This is a genomic window from Maritimibacter sp. UBA3975, assembly GCF_002384975.1.
GTDB lineage: Bacteria > Pseudomonadota > Alphaproteobacteria > Rhodobacterales > Rhodobacteraceae > Maritimibacter.
Window position 1 is genome coordinate 25,100 of sequence record NZ_DGCP01000018.1, and the last position, 18,085, is coordinate 43,184.

Sequence of the window (18,085 nt, forward strand, 5' to 3'; positions counted from 1 at the left end):
TCTCGTATATGCAAACCCTAAGTTCTGTATTTTTAAGGAGGCCGCGATGGGCAGACGTTTCGGCAGGATCATGCAGATGGGCTATGTCGTCGATGACCTCGACGCGGCGGTCGATCACTGGGTCGATGTCATGGGTGTGGGGCCGTTTTTCGTCACGGGAACAGTGCCTTATGCCTCGGTCACGTTCCGGGGCAAGCCCTGCGATGCCGAGACCCGCGTGGCGATTGCGAGCCATGACGGGATGCAGATCGAGATCATTCAGCAGACTGGGGGCGGGGAGTCGATCTTTACCGAGTTTCTTGCCGAGACGGGCGGCGGGCTGCACCACGTCTGCGCGCTTTCCGAAGACCTCGACGCTGACCTTGCCGCATGGGCCGAGCGGGGAATCGGGGTGCTTCAGGGGGGCATCACCAAGGCAAAGATACCTTTTGCTTACCTGGATACGGACCCGGACAACGCCGGGCGCATCCTCGAGCTTGTCCAGCCCAGCCCCGGACTGCTCAAGTTTTTCGACAAGATCGACGAGACCTGCGCGGCCTGGGACGGCACCTCACCACGCATCAACTTGTAGTTTGTATGCGTTGACCGCGTCATTTGGATACAATATTGTCATCCGAAACACGGAGGACCCCATGCCCAAGATCAACGCCGTCGACCGCGACGGGTCGGAAAAAGTCATCGACGCCGAGAACGGCCTGTCCTTGATGCTCAACCTGCGCGACAACGGCGGGCTCGACATCGCGTCGATCTGCGGCGGGATGTGTTCCTGCGCCACCTGTCATGTCTATGTCGACAAGGACTGGCTGGGCAAGACCGGAGAGCAATCGCCGGACGAGTTCGAGCTGGTGGAATTTTCCGAACACTACCAGGAGAACTCGCGCCTGTCGTGCCAGATCGAGATGTCGGATGACCTCGACGGGATCAAGGTGACGCTGGCGCCCGAGGATTAAATCGGGCGCAACGTGTACCGGCTGATCTTGCCGTCCTCGATTTCGAACCACACGAAGAAGGGCTTGGTTTCCCCGCCCGGCCCCTCGACCAACCCGAGAAACGCGCCTTTGCCGTCCTCGTAGACGAGGGTGTCGATCCGGTGCCGGATTTTGGCCTCGGCCAGTTGATCGACACGGGCCGACAGGAAATCTTCGACCTCGGCCCGGCTCGTGAACCCCGACGGTTCCGCGCGGGCAAAGCCGTGATGCGCCCAGACCTGGGCATGGGACCAGTCCACATCCTCGGCCAGGGCGGACGCGGCGCGCGCCATGTCGCCCGCGTCGATGCCGTTGTAATAGGTTTCCTGGATCAGGCGGATCGCCTCTTCGCGCGTGGCACTCATTGCTCCAGCATCTCCTTCAGTTTGAACTTCTGGATCTTGGACGACGACATCGGCCATTCGGTGATGAACCGGACCTCGCGCGGGATCTTGAAGCTGGAAATCTTGCCTTTGCAGAAGGCGATGATCTCGTCCGGCTCGACTTTGCTGCCGGGGATGAGTTCGACAAAGGCGACGGGCACTTCTTGCAGGCGGGGGTCGGGCTTGCCGACGACCTGACAGAGTTTGACGGCCTCGTGGCCCGTCACCATCGCCTCGATCTCCTGCGCCGCGACGTTTTCGCCGCCGACCTTGAGCATGTCTTTCAGCCGCCCGTGGAACATGAGCGTGCCGCCCGCATCGAAAGCGCCAAGGTCGCCGGTGTGGAACCAGCCGTCACGCTTGGCTTCGGCGGTCTTTTCCGGGTCCTTGTAGTATTCGGTGAAGATCGAGAAGCCGCGCACGCAGATCTCGCCGATCTCGTCGGTGCCGCAGGGGCCGGTTTCGGGATGCACGATCTTGACCTCCAGCCCGTCGAAGGGCTTGCCGAGGCGGCGGGTGCGTTCCTCGTAGCTGTCGGTCGGAAAGCTGGTGGTCACGGTGCCCGAGGTTTCGGTCATCCCGAAGGTGCCGACCTGGATCGCGTTCGGGATCTTTTCCTGAATGGCCTTGGCGAAACTCGCCGGCTGCATCGCCATGTTGGAGTTCATGATGCGGATCGACGACAGGTCGCGCTTCTCGAAATCGTCGTGATAGATCATGTCGCCGATGAAGGTGCCGAAGCTCGGATAGGTGACGGTGGCCTTTTCCGTCTGGATCATTTCCAGCGCGACGCCTGCGTCGAAATACTGCATCGAAAGATAGGTGGAGCCGACCGAATAGGCGGCGCAGAGCGGGAACATCGCCCCGATGTGATACATCGGCAGCGGCGACCAGAACACGTCGGCCTCGGTCATGTCATAGCGTTTCGCCATCGCCTGCCCGGTGCGGATCAGGCTTTCATGCGCGATCATGCAGCCCTTGGGGTGCGAGGTGGTGCCGGAGGTATAAAGCATAAGCGCGGTGTCGCTGACGCGGACCCGGTTGCGGATGACGTGGATGTCTTCGTCGGTGACGTCGCCCACGGCCGCGCGGAAGGCCGCGTCGGAGGTGAAGCCGGGGGCCGTATCATTGCCGGTGAGGATCACGCGCTTGAGCAGCGGGGCCTCGGCAAGGTCGAGGGCCGCGTCGGCGGGCTGGCCGGCCAATGAGGGGAACGCCTCGTTCAGCCGCGCGATGAAGTCGAGCCCTTCGGCCACCTTGCCCTGCGTGACGATGGCGGTCAGGTCGGCGTTCTCGACGACGAAGCCAAGCTCGGCGCTGCGGTAGCGGGCGTTGATCGGGACCGACACCGCGCCGATCAGCGCGATGGCGAAGAAGGTCTCGACCGCTTCGATGCAGGAGGGCAGGAGCATCCCCACATGGTCGCCCGGCTCCACACCCAGCGCGCGCAGGCCGCGGGCGCGGTCCATCGCGTTGCGCTCAAGCTCGGCAAAGGTCAATCTGCGGTCAGGGAAAACGATCCCGTCCTTGTCCGGATAGACAGAGGCGGTGCGCAGCAGCAGATCCCCGATCGTCGTGATGGCCGTGAATGCCTTGAAATCGAGCATGCGTGTTCCTCCCGTCGTCGCCATTTTGGCCTCCCTCAGAGTATTGAGTATGGAAAACACTCGCTCCGTATACAAGGGGAAATTGCGCAGAACCCCTTTGAAACAGCGTCGTGTCGGCTTGTTTTCCCTCTGATCCTCTTGGTTTGTCCTGTCTGCACGGCCCCGATTGCCCGGCTTAGGATCAGAATTTCATTGATTGTCTTGTATATTTATGAACAAGTCCACCATACAAATTACGCAACGGGGTGAGGCCACAGACCCGATCCGGACAGAAAACGGATGCAAAGCCCGGCCACTCAATGGGAGGAAACTATGAAAACGCAATCACTTATGCTCACGGCAACCAGTGCTGCCGCCATGATGCTCGCAGGCGCTTCTGCGCATGCAGAAGACTACAAGGCCGTGATTCTTCAGTCGCTCACGGGCGGCGCGGCCTTTATCGGCAAGAACGTGGCCGACGGGGCCGTTCTGGCCGCCGAAGAGCTGAACGAACAGGGGTTCTTCGGCGAGGGCAACAAGCTGGTCTTCTCCGTCGAGGATGACGCGACCGACCGCACCCAGACGCTGTCGCTGATCACGCGCCTCGCCGCCGATCCGGCGACGCTGATGGTGATGGGCCCGACCTCGGGTTCGGTCGCGCTTGCGGGGGCTAACGTGGCGAACGAGCGGGAATTCCCGGTCATGACCACGACGAACTCGATGGAAGTGCTGGAAAACGGCCCGTGGTCGTTCATCATGACCCAGCCCGCCAGCATCACGATGCCCTTCATCGCGGATTACACCGCCGAAACGCTGGGCGTCGAAACCTGCGCCGTCATCGGCGTGAAGGACAACGAAGCCTATGTCGCGCTTCAACGGATGTATGAAGACCTCATCACCGAAGCGGGTGTCGAGATCGTGTCGAACGACGGTGTGGCGCTGGCCGACAGCGACTTCTCGGCGCTGGCCACCAAGGTCGCCTCGTCGGATCAGGACTGCGTCTTCGTCGGCACGCCGGCCGCGCAGGGGGCCAACATCATCCTCCAACTCAAACAGGCCGGGCTCGACCCCGATACCGCCATCCTCGGTCACAACGCGTTCGCGTCGCCGACCTTCATCGAGAAGGGCGGAGCGGCTGTCGAAGGCGTCTACCTGATCGGTGCCTGGGTGCCGGGTGGCGACAACGAATTCTCGTCGGCCTTCGCGGAAAACTTCGAAGAGAAGATGGGCTTCCCGGCCGATGAATGGAACGCGATGGGCTATTCCGGGATGCAGGTCGTGGCACATGCGATCCGTGACGCCGCCGAAGCCGGCAATGCCACCCGCGAAGGTGTGCGTGATGCGCTTGGCGAGCAGAAGGACGTTCCGGTCGTCGTCGGAACGCATACCTACACCCTGGACGAAGAGCGCGTGCCCTTCTTCGGCATGAAGGTTCTTCAGGTCAAAGACGGTGAATTCACCGTCGCGCCTGAGTAAACCCTGTCCCAAAGGGGTGGCGGTCCGCCGCCGCCCCTTATTCGTCTATCGGGGACAGGCTCCCCACAACAGGTGGATGGCATGCTAACACAGCAAATCCTGAACGGGCTGGTCTCCGGGTCGGTCTACGCGCTCTTCTCACTGGGTTTCACCCTGATCTTCGGGGTTCAGAAACTCCTCAACTTCGCGCATGGCGCGACGTTCATGGCGGGCGCGTTCATCGCGTACTACTGCACGATCAGCGGGCTGCCCTTCGTCATGGCCATCGGCTTTTCGATGCTGGCCACGGGCCTGATCGCGATCCTGATCGACCTCATCGCCTTCCGTACCCTGCGCAAGCGCGGCAATGCCGAGTTTCCGGCGCTCGTGTCGTCCATCGGCGTCGACCTGATCCTCGTGTCCATCGCGCAGCAGGTGTCGAACACGCAGGTTCTCAACTTTCCGTTCGGGACGTTCCCGATCCAGTTCTACGACATCTTCGGCCTGCGCATCTCGCTGTTGCAGATCGTGATCCTCGCGACCGTCGCGGTGCTGGTGGCGGCCCTGATCTTCTACCTGAAAAAGACCACTTTCGGGCGGCAGGTGCGCGCCGTCGCAACGAACGAGCGCGCGGCGGCCCTGTTGGGTGTGAACGCGCAGAGCGTTTACCTTCAGACCTTCTTCATCGCCGGGGCGCTGGCCGGGCTGGCGGGCGTTCTCATCGGGCTTTTGTTCAACTCGATCCAGTTCCTGATGGGCGAGCCATATATGCTGCGCGCCTTCGTGGTCGTCGTGATCGGCGGTCTGGGCAGCGTGCAAGGCGCGATCATCGCGTCGCTCATGCTGGGCGTGGCGCAATCGCTAACCGTCGCCTATCTGCCCTCGGGTCTGACGGACGCCATCATCTTCGGATTGCTGTTCCTCGTGCTTCTGGTGCGACCGAACGGGTTGTTCGGTGACATCAATGCCGTCGCAGGGGGTACCCGCCAATGATGCAGTTCTACCTTGCCTACCAGCCCATCATCGACTTCTTCCTGTTGTCGGTCGGGTTCGGCTACAGCCAGCAGATCGCGCTGCGGGCCGGGGTCTTCTCGATCGCGACGGCAGGCTTTGCGGCCCTCGGGTCTTACTGTGTGGCGATCCTTGCCACCAAGACCGGCATCCCGATCTTCCTGACCGTGATCCTGGGCACCGCGCTGGCCGCTGCCGTCGGGGGCGTTCTGGCCCTGCCGCTGGCCCGTCTGCGCGGCGCGTTCCAGGCAATCGCGACACTGGCCTTCGTGCAGATCATCCTGTCGCTTCTGCTTTATGGCGAGGGGTTCACCGGCGGTGCGCTTGGCATCGTGGGCATCCCGCGAGAGGTGAATACATGGATCCTTCTCGCCGTCGTGGCGGTCACCATGTACGTCCTGTGGAACATCGGCCGTTCCGGCATGGGGCGCGTGTTCAACGCGCTCCGGCAAGAGGAAAGCGTGGCCTCGTCGCTGGGTGTGAACATCGGCAAGTACCACATCATCGCGTTCATCCTGTCGGGTGCGCTCGGTGGTCTGTTCGGCGGGCTTCAGAGCCTCTACACCTTCCAGATCGAGCCGCATAACTATGGCTTCGCCTTTATCGTCAACATCCTGACGGTCGTGATCCTTGGCGGGCGCACCACGCTGCTTGGCCCGATCATGGGGGCGCTCATCATGGCGCTGCTGCCCGAGATCGCCCGGCCTCTGGCCGAGAACCGGCAGGCCGTGAACGGGGTCATCCTGATCCTCGTCATCACCTTCCTGCCCAACGGCGTGGGCGACGAGATCGTGTTCTGGTTCCGCCGCCGCAAACAGGCGCGGCAACAGCAGAAGCGCGCCAGCGAAAAGGAGGCCCGCGATGCCGTCTCTACATCTTGATAACGTGGCCAAGCACTTCGGCGGTCTGAAGGCGGTCGACGAGGTGACGATGGAGGTGCGTCCGGGTGAGATCACGGGGCTGATCGGACCCAACGGCGCGGGCAAGTCGACGGTGGTCAACATGATCTCCGGCGTGCTGGCCCTGACCGAGGGCGACATCACGGTGGATGGCGTGAGCCTTGCCACCGACCGGGCCGACGTGGTGGCGCGCAAGGGCGTGGCGCGCACGTTCCAGAACATCCGGCTTCTGCCCGAGGCCACGGTTCTGGAAAACGTGCTGATCGGGTTTCACCGGCGCGAAGAAGCGTCGATCCTGAGCCAGCTTCTGGGCCTTCCCTCCGCACGCCGCGACACCCAGCGGTTCGAGGAGAAGGCGTGGGATCTGCTGCGGCGTTTCCGCATGGAGGATTACGCGGAATACGAGGCGGGCAACCTTGCCTATGGCCACCAGCGCCGGGTCGAGATGATGCGCGCCATCGCCGCCGAGCCGGACATCGTCCTGCTTGACGAGCCGGTGGCGGGCATGAACGATGTCGAGAGCGACGAGCTTGCAACCATCTTCCGCGAGCTTGCCGAAAGTGGCATGGCTCTGTTGCTGATCGAACATAACGTCGGCTTCGTCACCCGCCTGTGCAAACAGGTCTATGTGCTCGACAGCGGTCGCATGATCGCCTCGGGCAGCCCGGAGACCGTCACCAGCGACCCACAGGTCATTGCGGCCTATATCGGAACATCGGGGCACTGACATGACCACACTCACGATCAACGATCTGCATGTTTCCTATGGCGGCGTAAAGGCGCTGCGCGGTGTGTCGCTGCGTGTCGAAGAGGGCGAGATGGTCGCGCTCATCGGTTCCAACGGCGCGGGGAAATCGACGCTGCTCAATGCGCTGTCCAACGTGGTCAAGCGCAAGTCGGGCGAGGTCATTTTCGAGGGCACCGACACCAGGGGCATGTCGCCCTACGCGGTGTCGCGGTCGGGGCTGTTGCATGTGCCCGAGGGGCGGCAGGTTCTGTCGGACATGAGCGTTTACGAGAACCTCCAGGTCGGCCTCATCGCGCGCGGCAAACGCAAGACGATCTATTCGCTCGACCATGTGTATGAGCTGTTTCCGGTGCTCGAAGAGCGCCGCGACCAGATCTCGGGCACCCTGTCGGGCGGTCAGCAGCAGATGCTCGCCATCGGGCGCGCGCTGATGGGCGGGCCGCACCTGTTGTTGCTCGACGAGCCGTCGCTGGGCCTGTCGCCGCTCATCACCGATCAGGTGTTCGACGCGCTGAAAAAGCTGAACGCCGAGGGGCTGACCGTGCTTCTCGTCGAACAGAACGCGCACCGGGCGCTTGAGGCGACGAGCCGGGCCTATGTGCTCGACCGGGGTCAGATTTCGTTCGAGGGCGCGAGTTCCGAGCTGGCCGGCAACAAGGCCGTCATCGACAGCTACCTGGGCGCATGATGACCCGTCTCGCCCTGCATCAACTGAGCCTGCGCGACGTGAAGCCGGTCGATCTTCCGGCCGTGGCGCGGGCGGTCGGCGTGGATACCGTGTCAGTGTTCGTCACCCCGCCGTCGCCCGATCTCGACATCTTTCCGCGTGTGACCCGCGAAGACGTCGCCGCGTTCCGCACCGCGTGCAGCGACTCGGGCGTTGGTGTCCACAATGTCGAGGTGTTTTCGATCGGGCCGGAGACGAAGGTTGTGGATTTCTCAGCAGCGCTCGACCTCGGGGCCGAGATCGGGGCGACGCGCCTCACCGCCCTGGTGCAGGACAGTGACCGGGGCCGGGCCTCGGATGGTCTTGGCGCGCTGGCCGATGCCGCCGCCGCGCGGGGCATCGCCGTAAGCATCGAGTTCATGAAGTTCTCCGAATGTCGTTCCATCGGGGCGGGCGAGGGGCTGTTGCTGGACATCGGCCATGACAACCTGAGCCTGCTGGTCGATCCGCTCCACCTGTTTCGCACCGGGGGCACGGTCGCCGACCTTGTCGCCACCGACCCCGGCCTGATCGGGGCCGCGCAGATTTGCGACGGGCCGATGGAGGCCCCTAAAAGCCCGTTCGGCGAGGCGGTCGAGGATCGCGGGATACCGGGCGAGGGGGCGTTTCCGCTTGCCGATTTCCTTGCGGCCCTTCCGCCGAACACGCCCATCGACATGGAAGTGCCGATGAAGCGGCTGGCGAAAGCGGGCGTGGGGCCGGTCGAGCGCGCGCAACGGCTTGTCGATGCGAGCCGCGCGCTTGTCGAACCCGGCTGAGCGACCGCGCCGCTACACCAGTTTCTCGACCTCTTCGCGCAGGATCTTGCCGCTGACGGACCGCGGCAGGTCGTCCATCCCCACGAACAGCACGCCCTTGGGCCGTTTGTATCCGGCAAGCTGGGCGCGGCAGAGCGTGGTCACGTCCTCCTCGCTCATGTCGGAGGCGCGCACGATCACGGCCACCGGCACCTCACCCCATTTGTCGTCTGCCTTGCGCACGACGATGGCGTCGGCCACGCGCGGGTCCGAGAGCAGGACGCGCTCGATCTCGGCGGGGTAAATGTTCTCACCCCCCGACTTGATCAGATACTTGGAGCGGCCGACGAAGATGTAGCCCTCGGGATCGCGCCGGAACATGTCGCCCATGTGGAACCAGCCGTCGGCGAAATCCTTGGCGTTCACCTCGGCGTTGTTCCAGTAGCCAGAGAACACCGTCGGCCCGCGCACCCAGGCTTCGCCGGGTTCACCGTCGGGCACGTCGCGGCCCGTGGCGTCGCACAGGCGCAGTTCGGTCAGCATGGTCAGACGCTTGGGGAATGTCGTGGGTCGCGTGCCAGCGGGGATCAGGTTGCCCGACAGTGGCCCCATCCCCGTCTCGGTCGCCCCGAAGGAATCGAGGTAGGGGGCATCCACCAGCGCCGTGATCTCGGCAATCTCGTCGGACGGGACGAGGTCGGCCATGCAGCCCACGGCGCGCACGCCCTTGATCGCAGGCTTGCGGGTCTTGAGCCGGTCGATCAGCGGCTCGATCGTGGCGGGCACCAGCATGAGCCAGCCGACCGGGAACCGCTCCAGCGCGTCGATGATCCGGTCCGCGTCGAACCCGTCCACGACATAGCCCGGCGCACCGGACAACAGCGCGGTCACAAGGTGCTCGGTCCCCCCGATGTGATACATCGGCGCCCATGAGATATAGCCGTCACCGGGCAGGATGCCGAGGTCTAGGCGCATCGCGCTCATCCGGGCAAGCTGGGCGCGGTGGCTGATGACGGCGGCCTTGGGCCGGCCCGTGGTGCCGGAGGTGTAGATGATGAACAGCCCGTCCTCGGGCTGGGCGGCGCAGGTCGTCTCGCCCTCCGCCGACAGGGTGTCGAACCCGGTGACAGGCACGCCCCCGGCAATCTCGCGCGCCGTGTCGATATAGCGGGGCGAGGCGACGATGAGCGAAGGCTCCACCAGCCCGGCGCAATAGGCCAGTTCCGGGGTCGCGAGCCGGGTGTTCTGGCAGGCGGTCATCAGGCCCAGTTTCGCGCCCGCGAGTTCGAGCAGCGTGTATTCGATCCGGTTTTCCGAGATCACGACGACCCGGTCACCGCGTGTCAGACCCTGCGCGGCCAGCGCGGCGGCGCAACGGTCCACCCGGTCGAGCATTTCGCGAAACGTCAGGTCGGTGGTGCCATCGGTAAGCGCCAGCGCATCGGGCGTGGTGCGCGCGCGCATGGAGATCAGGGGATAGACGGTGGTGGCCGCAGCCTGTGCGATGGGGTCACTCATGTGTCGTCTCCGAAGCGGAAGGTGGCGGTGAGGACCGGCGTAGCCTCGCCCGCGCGGGTGAGCGTGGCGGTGTCGCCGTCGCTCCGGGCCGTGAGGTCGTCGTCCTCCAGCACGTTACCCAGAAACCGCGCTTCGATCCGGGTGACGTTGGCCTCCGGGTCCGCCTCCATCGCGGCACTCAGCAGATAGGCGAGGTTGGCGGGGCCGGGGTTCACGCGGTTGGGGCCGAAGCCTGCGGCCTCCGCGGCCTCACGCGACAGGTGGATCTGGTTGTCGTCGGACAGAAGCGCGCACCACGCGGCCATGTCGTCGCCGGAGATGGGGCCGAAGGGCGTGTCGGGAAACTTGGTCATGGGGCCTCCGCTGCCGGAAAGATGATGTGAAGCCGTATCTCGGTGAACGGCGCACCATCGCCAAGCGCGATGGCGAGGTGCAGGTGATCGGCGTGACCGAAGCGGCGGCTCGGCTTGCGCGTGATCCCCTCGACGCGGCCCGCCACCGTGTAGCGCCGCCCGACCTCGAGCGGGCGGGTCAGGTCGATGACGCAACCCGCCAGCACCGGCCCCTGATCGAAGGCAAGGCCGAGGGACTCGCTCAGCGCCTTGATCGGCATGGGCAGGCCGCCGAGCGCTCCGACGAAAGCGAAGATCGGATGCGCTCGGGCGCCCAGGCGGGCGGGTGCGCCGGACATCTGGCGTACGCGGTCGTCACGTTCGGGCGTCAGGTGGAACTCGCCGGGGGGCAAAGGCTCGGTCGTCATGGGGTCAGGCTGAGGTCGATGGGCAGGCGCTTCGCCTCGGCATGGACGAGGTGGGCGACCGCGCTGACGCCAAGGCCCTGAAGCTGGTCGAGGTCGGCGGTGAGCTGATCCGCGATGTCCCCGGCGACGGGCAGTTCGACGAACAGGAACCAGCCGGGCGGGTCGGTGAGCGCATCTGGCGACTCCCCGATGCACTCCTCGACGTGGCAGGGCAGGTGCGTGTCGATCCGCGCGGCCAGTTCGGCGACCTGATGGCCGACCGCCTCGGCCCTGTCGGGGTCCGGTCGCCCGATCTGCACCACGATCCGCCGTTGCGCGGGCATGACGGCCGTGCCGCGCGCGCGGGTCCAGCAGCCGTAGCGGGTGGACAGGAACCGGCCCTCGTCCTCGCGCAGCTCCCCGACCCGCTCCCACTTGTCGATCCGGTCGAAAATGTCACGCGGGTCGCGAAAGGCGATCTCGGCGATACCCAGATGGGTCGGCACATGGCCCGCGGGCCAGAGCACGGATTGAACGTGGTTCTGGATGTACCAGACGAGGCCGGGCAGGTCGCGCGCGATCTCGGCATGGGGGCCGGACCAGTGTGCGTGGAACGCCTTGTCCGACATGTCGCTGCGCTTTTCGATCAGGGTGACGCGCTTGTTGGGTTTCGCCTCGCTCATGTCGTCGCCCCCTGCGCGCTGTCGTCAAAGGCGCGGGCCATGAGGGCGCGGGCGCCGGTGAGGGCGCGCTGGCACAGCTCTTCGTCCGAGGCACCGGGATGGGCCAGCGTCGGCGCCTCGATGTCGATGATCACGTCGCGGGGCAGGGCGCGCAGGAAGGTGACGAGGTCGAAGTCGCCTTCACCGGGCAGGCGGCGATCCGTCACCGCCTCCTCCAGCCATTCGTCGCGCGGCCGGGTGAGCGGCCCGTCGCAGATCTGGGCGTGACCGATGGGGCCGGTGTCGCCGGAGAGGAGCGAATCCAGCCCAACCTCGTTGCGGTAGAAATGCAGCGCGTCGGCGCTGATCGTCGCGTCCGTCGGGGCCAGGGCGAGGAAATCGCGCACATCCGCCAGCGTATTCAGCGTGCCGAAGGCGTGAAATTCGACATGCACGGCAAGGTCACGCTCGCCCGCCATGCCGCAGAACGTGTCGAGAGCGGCGCGGGCGCGGGCAAGGTCCGGGTCGCCCACCGTCACCGTCACCCGTTCGCCGCCAAGCGCCGCGCCCCGGTCAAGCGCATGGGCAAAGCTGTCGGGCAGGCCGTCGGGGCCGATGGAGAAAACGTCGAGGCTGCAAATGCGGATGCCAAGCGCCTCGGCCTGCCGTTTGAGGTCACGCGCCTCGGCCAGCGTTTCGACATGGGGGCAGGCGCTGCGCCCGGCATGGACGAAGAACGACACGGTCGGGCAGGCGAGCCGCCCGGCGATGTCCAGGAACTCGGACGTGGTCGAGCGGAGCGCGGTCAGCGGGTGGAGGGACAGGCGATCCATGCGGGATGGTCCTTTTTCGGGGCGGGTTCACGGGTATACTCGCCAGGGGTTTCTCGCATACGGTCGCCCGCGACATGCGCACAGGAAAGGTCACGACATGGACGACACGACAGCCAAGCTCGCCATTCTCGAACGCATCGCGGCCTATGGCGACGCGGTGAACCGGCGCGACGGGGCGGCGTGGATCGACTGCTGGACGCAGGATGCGCTCTGGTCGATCCGGGACCGCGAGATTGCAGGCGCGCCCGCGATCCTGTCGGCATGGGAAACGGCGATGGCGGGCTATGCCGCCGTGCATTTCTTTTCCCACCTCGGGCGGGTCGAGGTGTCGGGCGATGCGGCGACGGCGCGGGTCTATACCGTCGAGTATCTGACGACGACCGGGGGCGAGGCGCGCACCCAGTTCGGGGAATATGACGACCTGTTTCGCTACGAGGGCGGCACATGGCGCTTTGCGCACCGCGCGTTCCGGGTGCGCGAGGCCCGATGAGCGCAAGGCCGGACAGGGCACCCGCGCCGCGCATCAGGCGGTTTCGGGCAAGACCTGCCGCGCGGCCCAGTCCTCGAGCGAAGTGAGTTCGACCGGAAGCTCGGCCAGCACCGGACCCATGTCGACATAAAAGGGCCGATCCTCGGGGTCGTTATACCATGTGTATTTCAGCGTCATCTCGCGCGCCAATGTGGCGCTGTCGAGCGAGGCGGTGCTCTTGAACACTGAGGCCATCACCTCACCACAGGTCGCCACCGGCATCGTCTGAAACCGCAGGGGCCGGTTCCACACCGCGCCCAGCCTGCGGGCAAGGTCGGGGCCGCGGATCGCCTCGGGCCCGCCGACGGCGAAGACCCGGCCCGCAAGGTGCGGGCGCTCGGCGGCGGCGACCATCAGCTTGGCGAGGTCGGCGTGACAGATCCAGCAGACGTCGAGCGTTTCCTCATGCGGGTAGTGGATCAGGTTTTCGCGGTCGATCTCGGGCCAGGCCCAGGCCTTGAGCAGGTTGTCGATATAGACGACCGGCTGAATGACCACGACCGGCGCGCCGGAGGCCAGCAGAATCTCCCGCATCTCAAGCCGCGCGTCCTGTGCCGCGATGCCCATGCGTTCGTCGGGCACCGGCATACTGGTGTTGAACACCAGTGTCCTGAGCGTGGGCGAGGCGGCGGCAGCTTTCGCGATCACCCGCACCGCCTCGATCTGCGGCTCGGCCGCCTGGAACGAGGTGGAAGGCAGGTTCAGAAGCACGGCCTCGGCCCCGTCCATCGCCGCGCGCAGACTGTCGTGATCGCCGTAATCGGCGGCCAGCGGCGTCACCCCGTCACGCAGGTCCGCGCGCGTCGGATTGCGCGAGATTGCCGTGACGTCGTGCCCCTGCGCCGCCGCTTCGCGCACCTGCGCGATGCCCTGATCCCCGGTCGCTGAAAACACGGCGATTTTCATGTCGGTCTCCTTTCGCGCCCGCAGGCGCGGCTCAGTTCAAGAGGTTCGGAAGGAAGAGGACGATCCCCGGCACCAGCACCAGCAGGAAGAGAACGACCATGTCCGCCCCGATGAACCGGGCCGTGCCCCGGAAGATCTCGCCTAATGACACCTTCCCCACGACCCCGTTCAACACGAACACGTTCAACCCGATCGGTGGTGTGATCATGCCCACCTCCAGGAGCTTGGCGAGGAAAATGCCGAACCAGAGTTCATCGACCCCGAGCGTCGCCGCAACCGGAAGAACGATGGGCAGGGTGATGATCATCGCGCCCGTGGGCTCAAGGAACATCCCCAGGATCAGATAGATGACCACGACACCCGCAAGGAACAGGTAGGTCGAGGTGCTGACCGACGCGATCACGTCCGAGATGTAGCCGTCCACACCGGACAGCGCCACGAACCGCGCCAACAGGTTGGCCCCGATCACGATGAACAGGAGCGCCGAGGTGGTGGCGAAGCTTTCGGCCACCGACACCCGGAAATTGCGCCAGGTCAGCTTGCGCTGCGCGGCCGCGATCAGCACGCAAAGCGCGGCACCGACGGCCCCCGCCTCGGTCGGGGTAAAGAGCCCCGCGAACAACCCGCCAAAGACGAGAAAGGCAAGCAGCAGCGCGGGCGTCACCTTGCGCAACTCGGTGAATTTCTCGCGCATCGTATGTTGTTCATAGGACCGCGGCGCGACCTCGGGCTTCAACGTCGCCCAGCCGATGACGAGAACGACATAGGCGAAGGCCGAGAACAGGCCGACCCCGGCCCCGCCCAGGAACAGCTTGTTGATCGGCACCTCAGCGATGATGCCATAAAGGATGAGCAGGATACTTGGTGGTATGAGCGCCCCGATGGTGCCCGCCGCCGCAACCGTGCCGGTGGCCAGACGCGGATCGTATCCGTGCTTGAGCATTTCGGGCACCGCGATCCGGCCCATCGCCGCCGCCGTGGCGACCGACGACCCGGTGACCGCCGCGAACCCGGACGCGCCAAAGATACTGGCGACCGCAAGCCCGCCCGGCAATCGGGCAAGCCACACCCGCGCCGCATCGAACAAGCCCGCGGTAATGCCCGAGTGATAGGCGAGATACCCCATGAGCAGGAACATCGGGATCGAGCTCAACTCCCAGCTCGCCGCAAAGTCATAGGGGATGACCTTCAGCGCACCAAAGGCCGGGCGCCAGCCATACAGGGCATAGATGCCCACGAACGGCACCGAAAACAGCGCGATCGCGATCGGCACGCGCATGGCGATCAGGGCCAGAAGGATCGCGATCCCGGCCAGACCAATTTCAACGTCGCTCATGTGTCTTTGCTCCCCGTATCGGCGAAGCCCGGAAACGGATGCCGCTTGTCGTCGAACGCGGTGCTACGCGTGATGTAGGCGACGAACTTGAGAACGAGCAGCATTGTGATGAGCGCATAGCCCGCCGGGGCCGCAAAGCGCACCGGCCAGATCGGAATCTTCATGTTGCGCTCCATCGCGAAGGAACCGGTCTGGAACTTGTCGACCGCTTCGAACCAGGTCGCATATGTCAGCATCGCACAGACCGCCGCACTGAACAGGAATATCCAACCCGCCATGTGCCGCTGTCCCCCAAGGGGCAGGAACTGGGTCACCACGTCCGCAGCGACATGCTGGTTCAGCCGCTCAACATAGACGAGCGGCAGGAACGTCACCATCGGCATGTAATATTTCGCGACCAGCGTCAGGGTCGCGGGGAGCGGTTTGTTGAAGAGCAACCCCATCACCACATCGAGCGTGACCTGGACCATCATGATGACGACCGCACAGGCGGCCAGAACACTCAGGACCATCGTGATGGCGTCGACGACTTTCAGCACGGGTTTCATCTTGCCGGCTCGCCTCCGCCCCGTGCCGTCATGCGGTCGGGGCATGTTCTGGGTTTGCTGTTGAAAGGGCCGCACATGGCGACCCTTTCGGCGTTACGCGGGCGGGCCCCGATCCGGCGCCCGCCCTGTCAGATCAATCCATGCCGTAGGTAGAGACATCGACCTTCGACATGATTTCGTCGAGGTAGAGCTGGATGAACGGCTCCTGCTCCATCACGTCGATCTCGTTGGTCAGACCCTTCCACTTCTCGATCAGGGCCGTGATCGTCTCGATCTTGCCGTCGACGTCCTCAAGCCCGTACTTCTCGTTGTACTCGGCCCGCACCACGTCGAGATCCTGCGCGATGAATTCGGCGATCTTTGCCTGATCCTCGGCCGAGATGTCGTAGACGTTCTTGCCGGCGGCACGGAACTCTTCGACGGCCGAGATGTTGCGCTCCTTGTTCAGGATCCAGCTGACGATCGGCTGAACAGCGGCGGCGGTCAGGATGCCACGGCGGTTCTCTTCCGACATATCCTGCCAGGTGTCGCGGTTCATGGTGGTGGCGAGACCGGCGAACATGCTGCCCATGATCGCAGGATTGAAGTGGTCGGCGATCTCGATGTAGCGCAGGCCGACAAGGTTCTCACCCTGGTTGAACGAACAATCCACGTTGCCCGTGCTGAGCGCGTCGTAGATTTCGTTGCCCGACAGCGCGACGCGCACGGCACCGAAGTAATCGGCGAACCGGCCCTGGTCGGCGGCGCCGGTGCGCACCTTCAGACCTTCAAGATCAGCGATCGATGTCACCGGCTTGTTGCAGACCATACCGTATTCCACGGCCGCGGCACCGTTCAGGTAGACCGCGTTCAGGCCCTTCAACTGCTCCTGGCAGTCGGTGCAGTTCAGCATGATGTATTCCATCGACGCGCCGATGACCGCCGGGCCGGGCCACTTGGTATCCGGGTCCGAAATCGCCAGAAGCGACAGGTCGGCCGGCAGGTTCATCTCGGAATATTCCGCCGGGAAATACGGGAACAGGGTAAAGCCGGTATCGGCCAGACCGTCACGCACACCGCCCGAAATCTCGTTCAGGCTGAGCAGCGAAAGGGCGAACACCTTCATCTCAAGATCGGTGTTCTCCTCGATCGCTTCGCCGAACGCGACAGCGGCATCGTAGTTATAGCTGGTTTCCGGCAGGCCCACGGCATGGCGCAGGGTCTGAGCCACGGCCGGTGCGGCTGCGACCGAGCCCAGCATGACGGTGGCGAGCGCAAGCCGCGACAGGCCTGAGAGCGCCGGAGTTTCTACGTTCATCTTCATTCTTTCCTCCCTGAAAATCTGATCTGCGCCAAAAACGTGCCGAAACACAGCTCGCCTTGTATGCGCGTCCGAAGTTGTCGCCCGACTGTGGCCCCGGTTTTTCGCTCCCCCCGGTCCGATCGGCGCGCGGTGCGGGCCTGCCGGACGTGGTCCCCTTATTGGTTCCTGTCGGACACCGGGATGGCCCGGGTCTGCAAATCGTACTGGTCCTGATCCTTGTGTAAGGTGAAGGCCAAGTCAATATGCAATATAACTTTAAAAGTATGCAATGGCACTTGCGCAAGGACATTGACGGATCGAAGAGTGTCATTATTCGACACTATGTAGTCAAAAACATTGCCCCCGCGCGGCGAACCTGCCACCACGGGCCTGTCGAACGACGCGCACCGCGAGGGGAGACCCCGATGGGGACGATCACCAAGGCACTGGGCCTGCTCAATCACTTTTCGTCCGAAGACGCCGAAATCGGGCTGGCGAAGTTCGTGCGCCTGTCCCAGGCCGACAAGGCGACCGTGCGCCGCCACCTTGTCGAGCTGGAGGAAAACGGCTTCCTCGAACAGAACCCCGCGACCCGCAAATACCGGCTCGGCCCCGCGATCCTCCGGCTCGCCGCCGTGCGCGAACGCAGCTTTCCGATGCGCAGCGTGCTGGGCCCGGTGGTCGACGACATGGCCACGCGCCTCGGCGAACTGGTCCACGCCGCGCTTCTCCAGGGCGACATGATGTCCACCGTCTGCCACGCCGACCCCAAGGTTCACGGCACGCGGGTCATCTTCGACGACTCCGAAATGCTGCCGCTGCACGCAACCGCCTCGGGCCTCGCCATCCTCGCCTTCGGGCCGGAGGACGCGACAGACTACGCCATCGCGCAGGACCGTCTGTCCTATGCGCCCAACACGGTCATCGCCAAGTCCGACCTGCTGCATCTGGTGCGCAGGACGCGCGAACAGGGCTACAGTTTCGCCGACCAGACGTTCACCAGCGACATCCAGTCCTACGGGATGCCCTTCTTCGGTCCGGACGCGGTCGCCATCGGCACCATCGCCGTGCCGGTGCCCAAGGCCCGGATGACCGACGACCTGCGCGACGACATTATCCGGGAGTTGCGGCGCGGCTGCGCGGCGGTGACCCGATCGCTCGGCGGCGACCTGCCCCCCAACTTTCCGACAGGCTGACGCGGACCCACGCCACACCAGG

Annotated in this window: 21 protein-coding genes; 10 read left to right on the plus strand and 11 right to left on the minus strand. The window is 64.7% G+C overall.

Annotation, left to right across the window (positions count from 1 at the left end; translation table 11 throughout):
• The first annotated feature begins 46 nt into the window (after positions 1–46).
• Both B2585_RS19875 and B2585_RS19880 read left to right on the plus strand, forming a co-directional pair.
• The gene (locus tag B2585_RS19875) at positions 47–571 is read left to right on the plus strand and encodes a VOC family protein (protein ID WP_292025713.1); all 525 of its coding nucleotides are present in this window, start codon (positions 47–49) and stop codon (positions 569–571) included.
• Between the two features lie 61 nt (positions 572–632).
• Positions 633–950 (plus strand): 2Fe-2S iron-sulfur cluster-binding protein, encoded by a 318-nt coding sequence (locus tag B2585_RS19880; protein WP_292025714.1) that lies wholly within the window; start codon positions 633–635, stop codon positions 948–950.
• On the opposite strand, the gene B2585_RS19885 is transcribed toward B2585_RS19880, so the two are convergent.
• Both B2585_RS19885 and B2585_RS19890 read right to left on the minus strand, forming a co-directional pair.
• Complete coding sequence (locus B2585_RS19885; RefSeq protein ID WP_292025716.1) at positions 947–1,333, minus strand: nuclear transport factor 2 family protein; 387 nt, start codon at positions 1,331–1,333, stop codon at positions 947–949. The genes B2585_RS19880 and B2585_RS19885 overlap by 4 nt on opposite strands.
• Positions 1,330–2,958, minus strand: a complete 1,629-nt coding sequence (locus tag B2585_RS19890) for a class I adenylate-forming enzyme family protein (protein ID WP_292025718.1) — start codon at positions 2,956–2,958, stop codon at positions 1,330–1,332. Before B2585_RS19890 ends, B2585_RS19885 begins: the two co-directional genes overlap by 4 nt.
• A gap of 312 nt (positions 2,959–3,270) precedes the next feature.
• Between B2585_RS19890 and B2585_RS19895 the strand changes: the two genes are divergently transcribed.
• The 6 genes from B2585_RS19895 to B2585_RS19920 all read left to right on the plus strand — a co-directional run bounded on the left by B2585_RS19895 (position 3,271) and on the right by B2585_RS19920 (position 8,535).
• Positions 3,271–4,413 carry an ABC transporter substrate-binding protein gene (locus B2585_RS19895; RefSeq protein ID WP_292025720.1) on the plus strand — a complete coding sequence of 381 codons (1,143 nt, stop codon included), beginning with the start codon at positions 3,271–3,273 and terminating at the stop codon, positions 4,411–4,413.
• An 81-nt stretch (positions 4,414–4,494) separates the two neighbouring features.
• A complete protein-coding gene (locus tag B2585_RS19900; RefSeq protein WP_292025722.1) occupies positions 4,495–5,385 on the plus strand; it encodes a branched-chain amino acid ABC transporter permease in 891 nt (296 codons plus the stop codon).
• Positions 5,382–6,284, plus strand: a complete 903-nt coding sequence (locus B2585_RS19905) for a branched-chain amino acid ABC transporter permease (RefSeq protein WP_292025723.1) — start codon at positions 5,382–5,384, stop codon at positions 6,282–6,284. Before B2585_RS19900 ends, B2585_RS19905 begins: the two co-directional genes overlap by 4 nt.
• The gene (locus B2585_RS19910; RefSeq protein WP_292025725.1) at positions 6,265–7,029 is read left to right on the plus strand and encodes an ABC transporter ATP-binding protein; all 765 of its coding nucleotides are present in this window, start codon (positions 6,265–6,267) and stop codon (positions 7,027–7,029) included. The genes B2585_RS19905 and B2585_RS19910 overlap by 20 nt, the downstream gene beginning before the upstream one ends.
• Position 7,030: 1 nt before the next feature.
• Complete coding sequence (locus tag B2585_RS19915; protein WP_292025727.1) at positions 7,031–7,738, plus strand: ABC transporter ATP-binding protein; 708 nt, start codon at positions 7,031–7,033, stop codon at positions 7,736–7,738.
• Positions 7,735–8,535 (plus strand): sugar phosphate isomerase/epimerase family protein, encoded by an 801-nt coding sequence (locus tag B2585_RS19920; protein WP_292025729.1) that lies wholly within the window; start codon positions 7,735–7,737, stop codon positions 8,533–8,535. Before B2585_RS19915 ends, B2585_RS19920 begins: the two co-directional genes overlap by 4 nt.
• A gap of 12 nt (positions 8,536–8,547) precedes the next feature.
• Here the strand turns inward: B2585_RS19920 and B2585_RS19925 are convergent, their stop codons facing one another.
• The 5 genes from B2585_RS19925 to B2585_RS19945 are packed head-to-tail and all read right to left on the minus strand — an operon-like array spanning position 8,548 to position 12,266.
• Entirely contained in the window at positions 8,548–10,032 is a 1,485-nt protein-coding gene (locus B2585_RS19925) for a class I adenylate-forming enzyme family protein (protein WP_292025732.1), read from the minus strand.
• Positions 10,029–10,385 (minus strand): MaoC/PaaZ C-terminal domain-containing protein, encoded by a 357-nt coding sequence (locus tag B2585_RS19930; protein WP_292025734.1) that lies wholly within the window; start codon positions 10,383–10,385, stop codon positions 10,029–10,031. The genes B2585_RS19925 and B2585_RS19930 overlap by 4 nt, the downstream gene beginning before the upstream one ends.
• Positions 10,382–10,792, minus strand: a complete 411-nt coding sequence (locus B2585_RS19935) for a hypothetical protein (protein WP_292025735.1) — start codon at positions 10,790–10,792, stop codon at positions 10,382–10,384. The genes B2585_RS19930 and B2585_RS19935 overlap by 4 nt, the downstream gene beginning before the upstream one ends.
• Positions 10,789–11,454, minus strand: coding sequence for an EthD domain-containing protein (locus tag B2585_RS19940; RefSeq protein WP_292025737.1), 666 nt, complete (start codon positions 11,452–11,454; stop codon positions 10,789–10,791). The genes B2585_RS19935 and B2585_RS19940 overlap by 4 nt, the downstream gene beginning before the upstream one ends.
• Positions 11,451–12,266, minus strand: coding sequence for a sugar phosphate isomerase/epimerase family protein (locus B2585_RS19945; protein ID WP_292025739.1), 816 nt, complete (start codon positions 12,264–12,266; stop codon positions 11,451–11,453). The genes B2585_RS19940 and B2585_RS19945 overlap by 4 nt, the downstream gene beginning before the upstream one ends.
• 97 nt (positions 12,267–12,363) lie before the next feature.
• On the opposite strand from B2585_RS19945, the gene B2585_RS19950 reads away from it, so the two are divergent.
• On the plus strand, positions 12,364–12,756 hold the full coding sequence (locus tag B2585_RS19950) for a nuclear transport factor 2 family protein (protein ID WP_292025741.1): 393 nt from the start codon (positions 12,364–12,366) through the stop codon (positions 12,754–12,756).
• 33 nt (positions 12,757–12,789) lie between these two features.
• On the opposite strand, the gene B2585_RS19955 is transcribed toward B2585_RS19950, so the two are convergent.
• From B2585_RS19955 to B2585_RS19970, 4 genes are all read right to left on the minus strand, one after another.
• Positions 12,790–13,701: an SDR family oxidoreductase gene (locus B2585_RS19955; RefSeq protein WP_292025743.1), complete on the minus strand. Its 912-nt coding sequence runs from the start codon at positions 13,699–13,701 to the stop codon at positions 12,790–12,792.
• Positions 13,702–13,732: 31 nt separating this feature from the next.
• On the minus strand, positions 13,733–15,037 hold the full coding sequence (locus B2585_RS19960) for a TRAP transporter large permease (protein ID WP_292025744.1): 1,305 nt from the start codon (positions 15,035–15,037) through the stop codon (positions 13,733–13,735).
• Positions 15,034–15,585, minus strand: a complete 552-nt coding sequence (locus B2585_RS19965) for a TRAP transporter small permease (protein ID WP_292025745.1) — start codon at positions 15,583–15,585, stop codon at positions 15,034–15,036. The genes B2585_RS19960 and B2585_RS19965 overlap by 4 nt, the downstream gene beginning before the upstream one ends.
• Before the next feature lie 133 nt (positions 15,586–15,718).
• The gene (locus tag B2585_RS19970; protein WP_292025747.1) at positions 15,719–16,888 is read right to left on the minus strand and encodes a C4-dicarboxylate TRAP transporter substrate-binding protein; all 1,170 of its coding nucleotides are present in this window, start codon (positions 16,886–16,888) and stop codon (positions 15,719–15,721) included.
• A 404-nt stretch (positions 16,889–17,292) separates the two neighbouring features.
• Between B2585_RS19970 and B2585_RS19975 the strand changes: the two genes are divergently transcribed.
• Complete coding sequence (locus B2585_RS19975) at positions 17,293–18,063, plus strand: IclR family transcriptional regulator (protein ID WP_292025749.1); 771 nt, start codon at positions 17,293–17,295, stop codon at positions 18,061–18,063.
• Positions 18,064–18,085: the final 22 nt, after the last annotated feature.

Coding starts and splice junctions, on each gene's coding strand:
- B2585_RS19875 (WP_292025713.1), top strand. CDS start 47: ATGGGCAGACGTTTCGGCAGGATCATGCAGATGGGCTATGTCGTCGAT.
- B2585_RS19880 (WP_292025714.1), top strand. CDS start 633: ATGCCCAAGATCAACGCCGTCGACCGCGACGGGTCGGAAAAAGTCATC.
- B2585_RS19885 (WP_292025716.1), bottom strand. CDS start 1,333: ATGAGTGCCACGCGCGAAGAGGCGATCCGCCTGATCCAGGAAACCTAT.
- B2585_RS19890 (WP_292025718.1), bottom strand. CDS start 2,958: ATGCTCGATTTCAAGGCATTCACGGCCATCACGACGATCGGGGATCTG.
- B2585_RS19895 (WP_292025720.1), top strand. CDS start 3,271: ATGAAAACGCAATCACTTATGCTCACGGCAACCAGTGCTGCCGCCATG.
- B2585_RS19900 (WP_292025722.1), top strand. CDS start 4,495: ATGCTAACACAGCAAATCCTGAACGGGCTGGTCTCCGGGTCGGTCTAC.
- B2585_RS19905 (WP_292025723.1), top strand. CDS start 5,382: ATGATGCAGTTCTACCTTGCCTACCAGCCCATCATCGACTTCTTCCTG.
- B2585_RS19910 (WP_292025725.1), top strand. CDS start 6,265: ATGCCGTCTCTACATCTTGATAACGTGGCCAAGCACTTCGGCGGTCTG.
- B2585_RS19915 (WP_292025727.1), top strand. CDS start 7,031: ATGACCACACTCACGATCAACGATCTGCATGTTTCCTATGGCGGCGTA.
- B2585_RS19920 (WP_292025729.1), top strand. CDS start 7,735: ATGATGACCCGTCTCGCCCTGCATCAACTGAGCCTGCGCGACGTGAAG.
- B2585_RS19925 (WP_292025732.1), bottom strand. CDS start 10,032: ATGAGTGACCCCATCGCACAGGCTGCGGCCACCACCGTCTATCCCCTG.
- B2585_RS19930 (WP_292025734.1), bottom strand. CDS start 10,385: ATGACCAAGTTTCCCGACACGCCCTTCGGCCCCATCTCCGGCGACGAC.
- B2585_RS19935 (WP_292025735.1), bottom strand. CDS start 10,792: ATGACGACCGAGCCTTTGCCCCCCGGCGAGTTCCACCTGACGCCCGAA.
- B2585_RS19940 (WP_292025737.1), bottom strand. CDS start 11,454: ATGAGCGAGGCGAAACCCAACAAGCGCGTCACCCTGATCGAAAAGCGC.
- B2585_RS19945 (WP_292025739.1), bottom strand. CDS start 12,266: ATGGATCGCCTGTCCCTCCACCCGCTGACCGCGCTCCGCTCGACCACG.
- B2585_RS19950 (WP_292025741.1), top strand. CDS start 12,364: ATGGACGACACGACAGCCAAGCTCGCCATTCTCGAACGCATCGCGGCC.
- B2585_RS19955 (WP_292025743.1), bottom strand. CDS start 13,701: ATGAAAATCGCCGTGTTTTCAGCGACCGGGGATCAGGGCATCGCGCAG.
- B2585_RS19960 (WP_292025744.1), bottom strand. CDS start 15,037: ATGAGCGACGTTGAAATTGGTCTGGCCGGGATCGCGATCCTTCTGGCC.
- B2585_RS19965 (WP_292025745.1), bottom strand. CDS start 15,585: ATGAAACCCGTGCTGAAAGTCGTCGACGCCATCACGATGGTCCTGAGT.
- B2585_RS19970 (WP_292025747.1), bottom strand. CDS start 16,888: ATGAAGATGAACGTAGAAACTCCGGCGCTCTCAGGCCTGTCGCGGCTT.
- B2585_RS19975 (WP_292025749.1), top strand. CDS start 17,293: ATGGGGACGATCACCAAGGCACTGGGCCTGCTCAATCACTTTTCGTCC.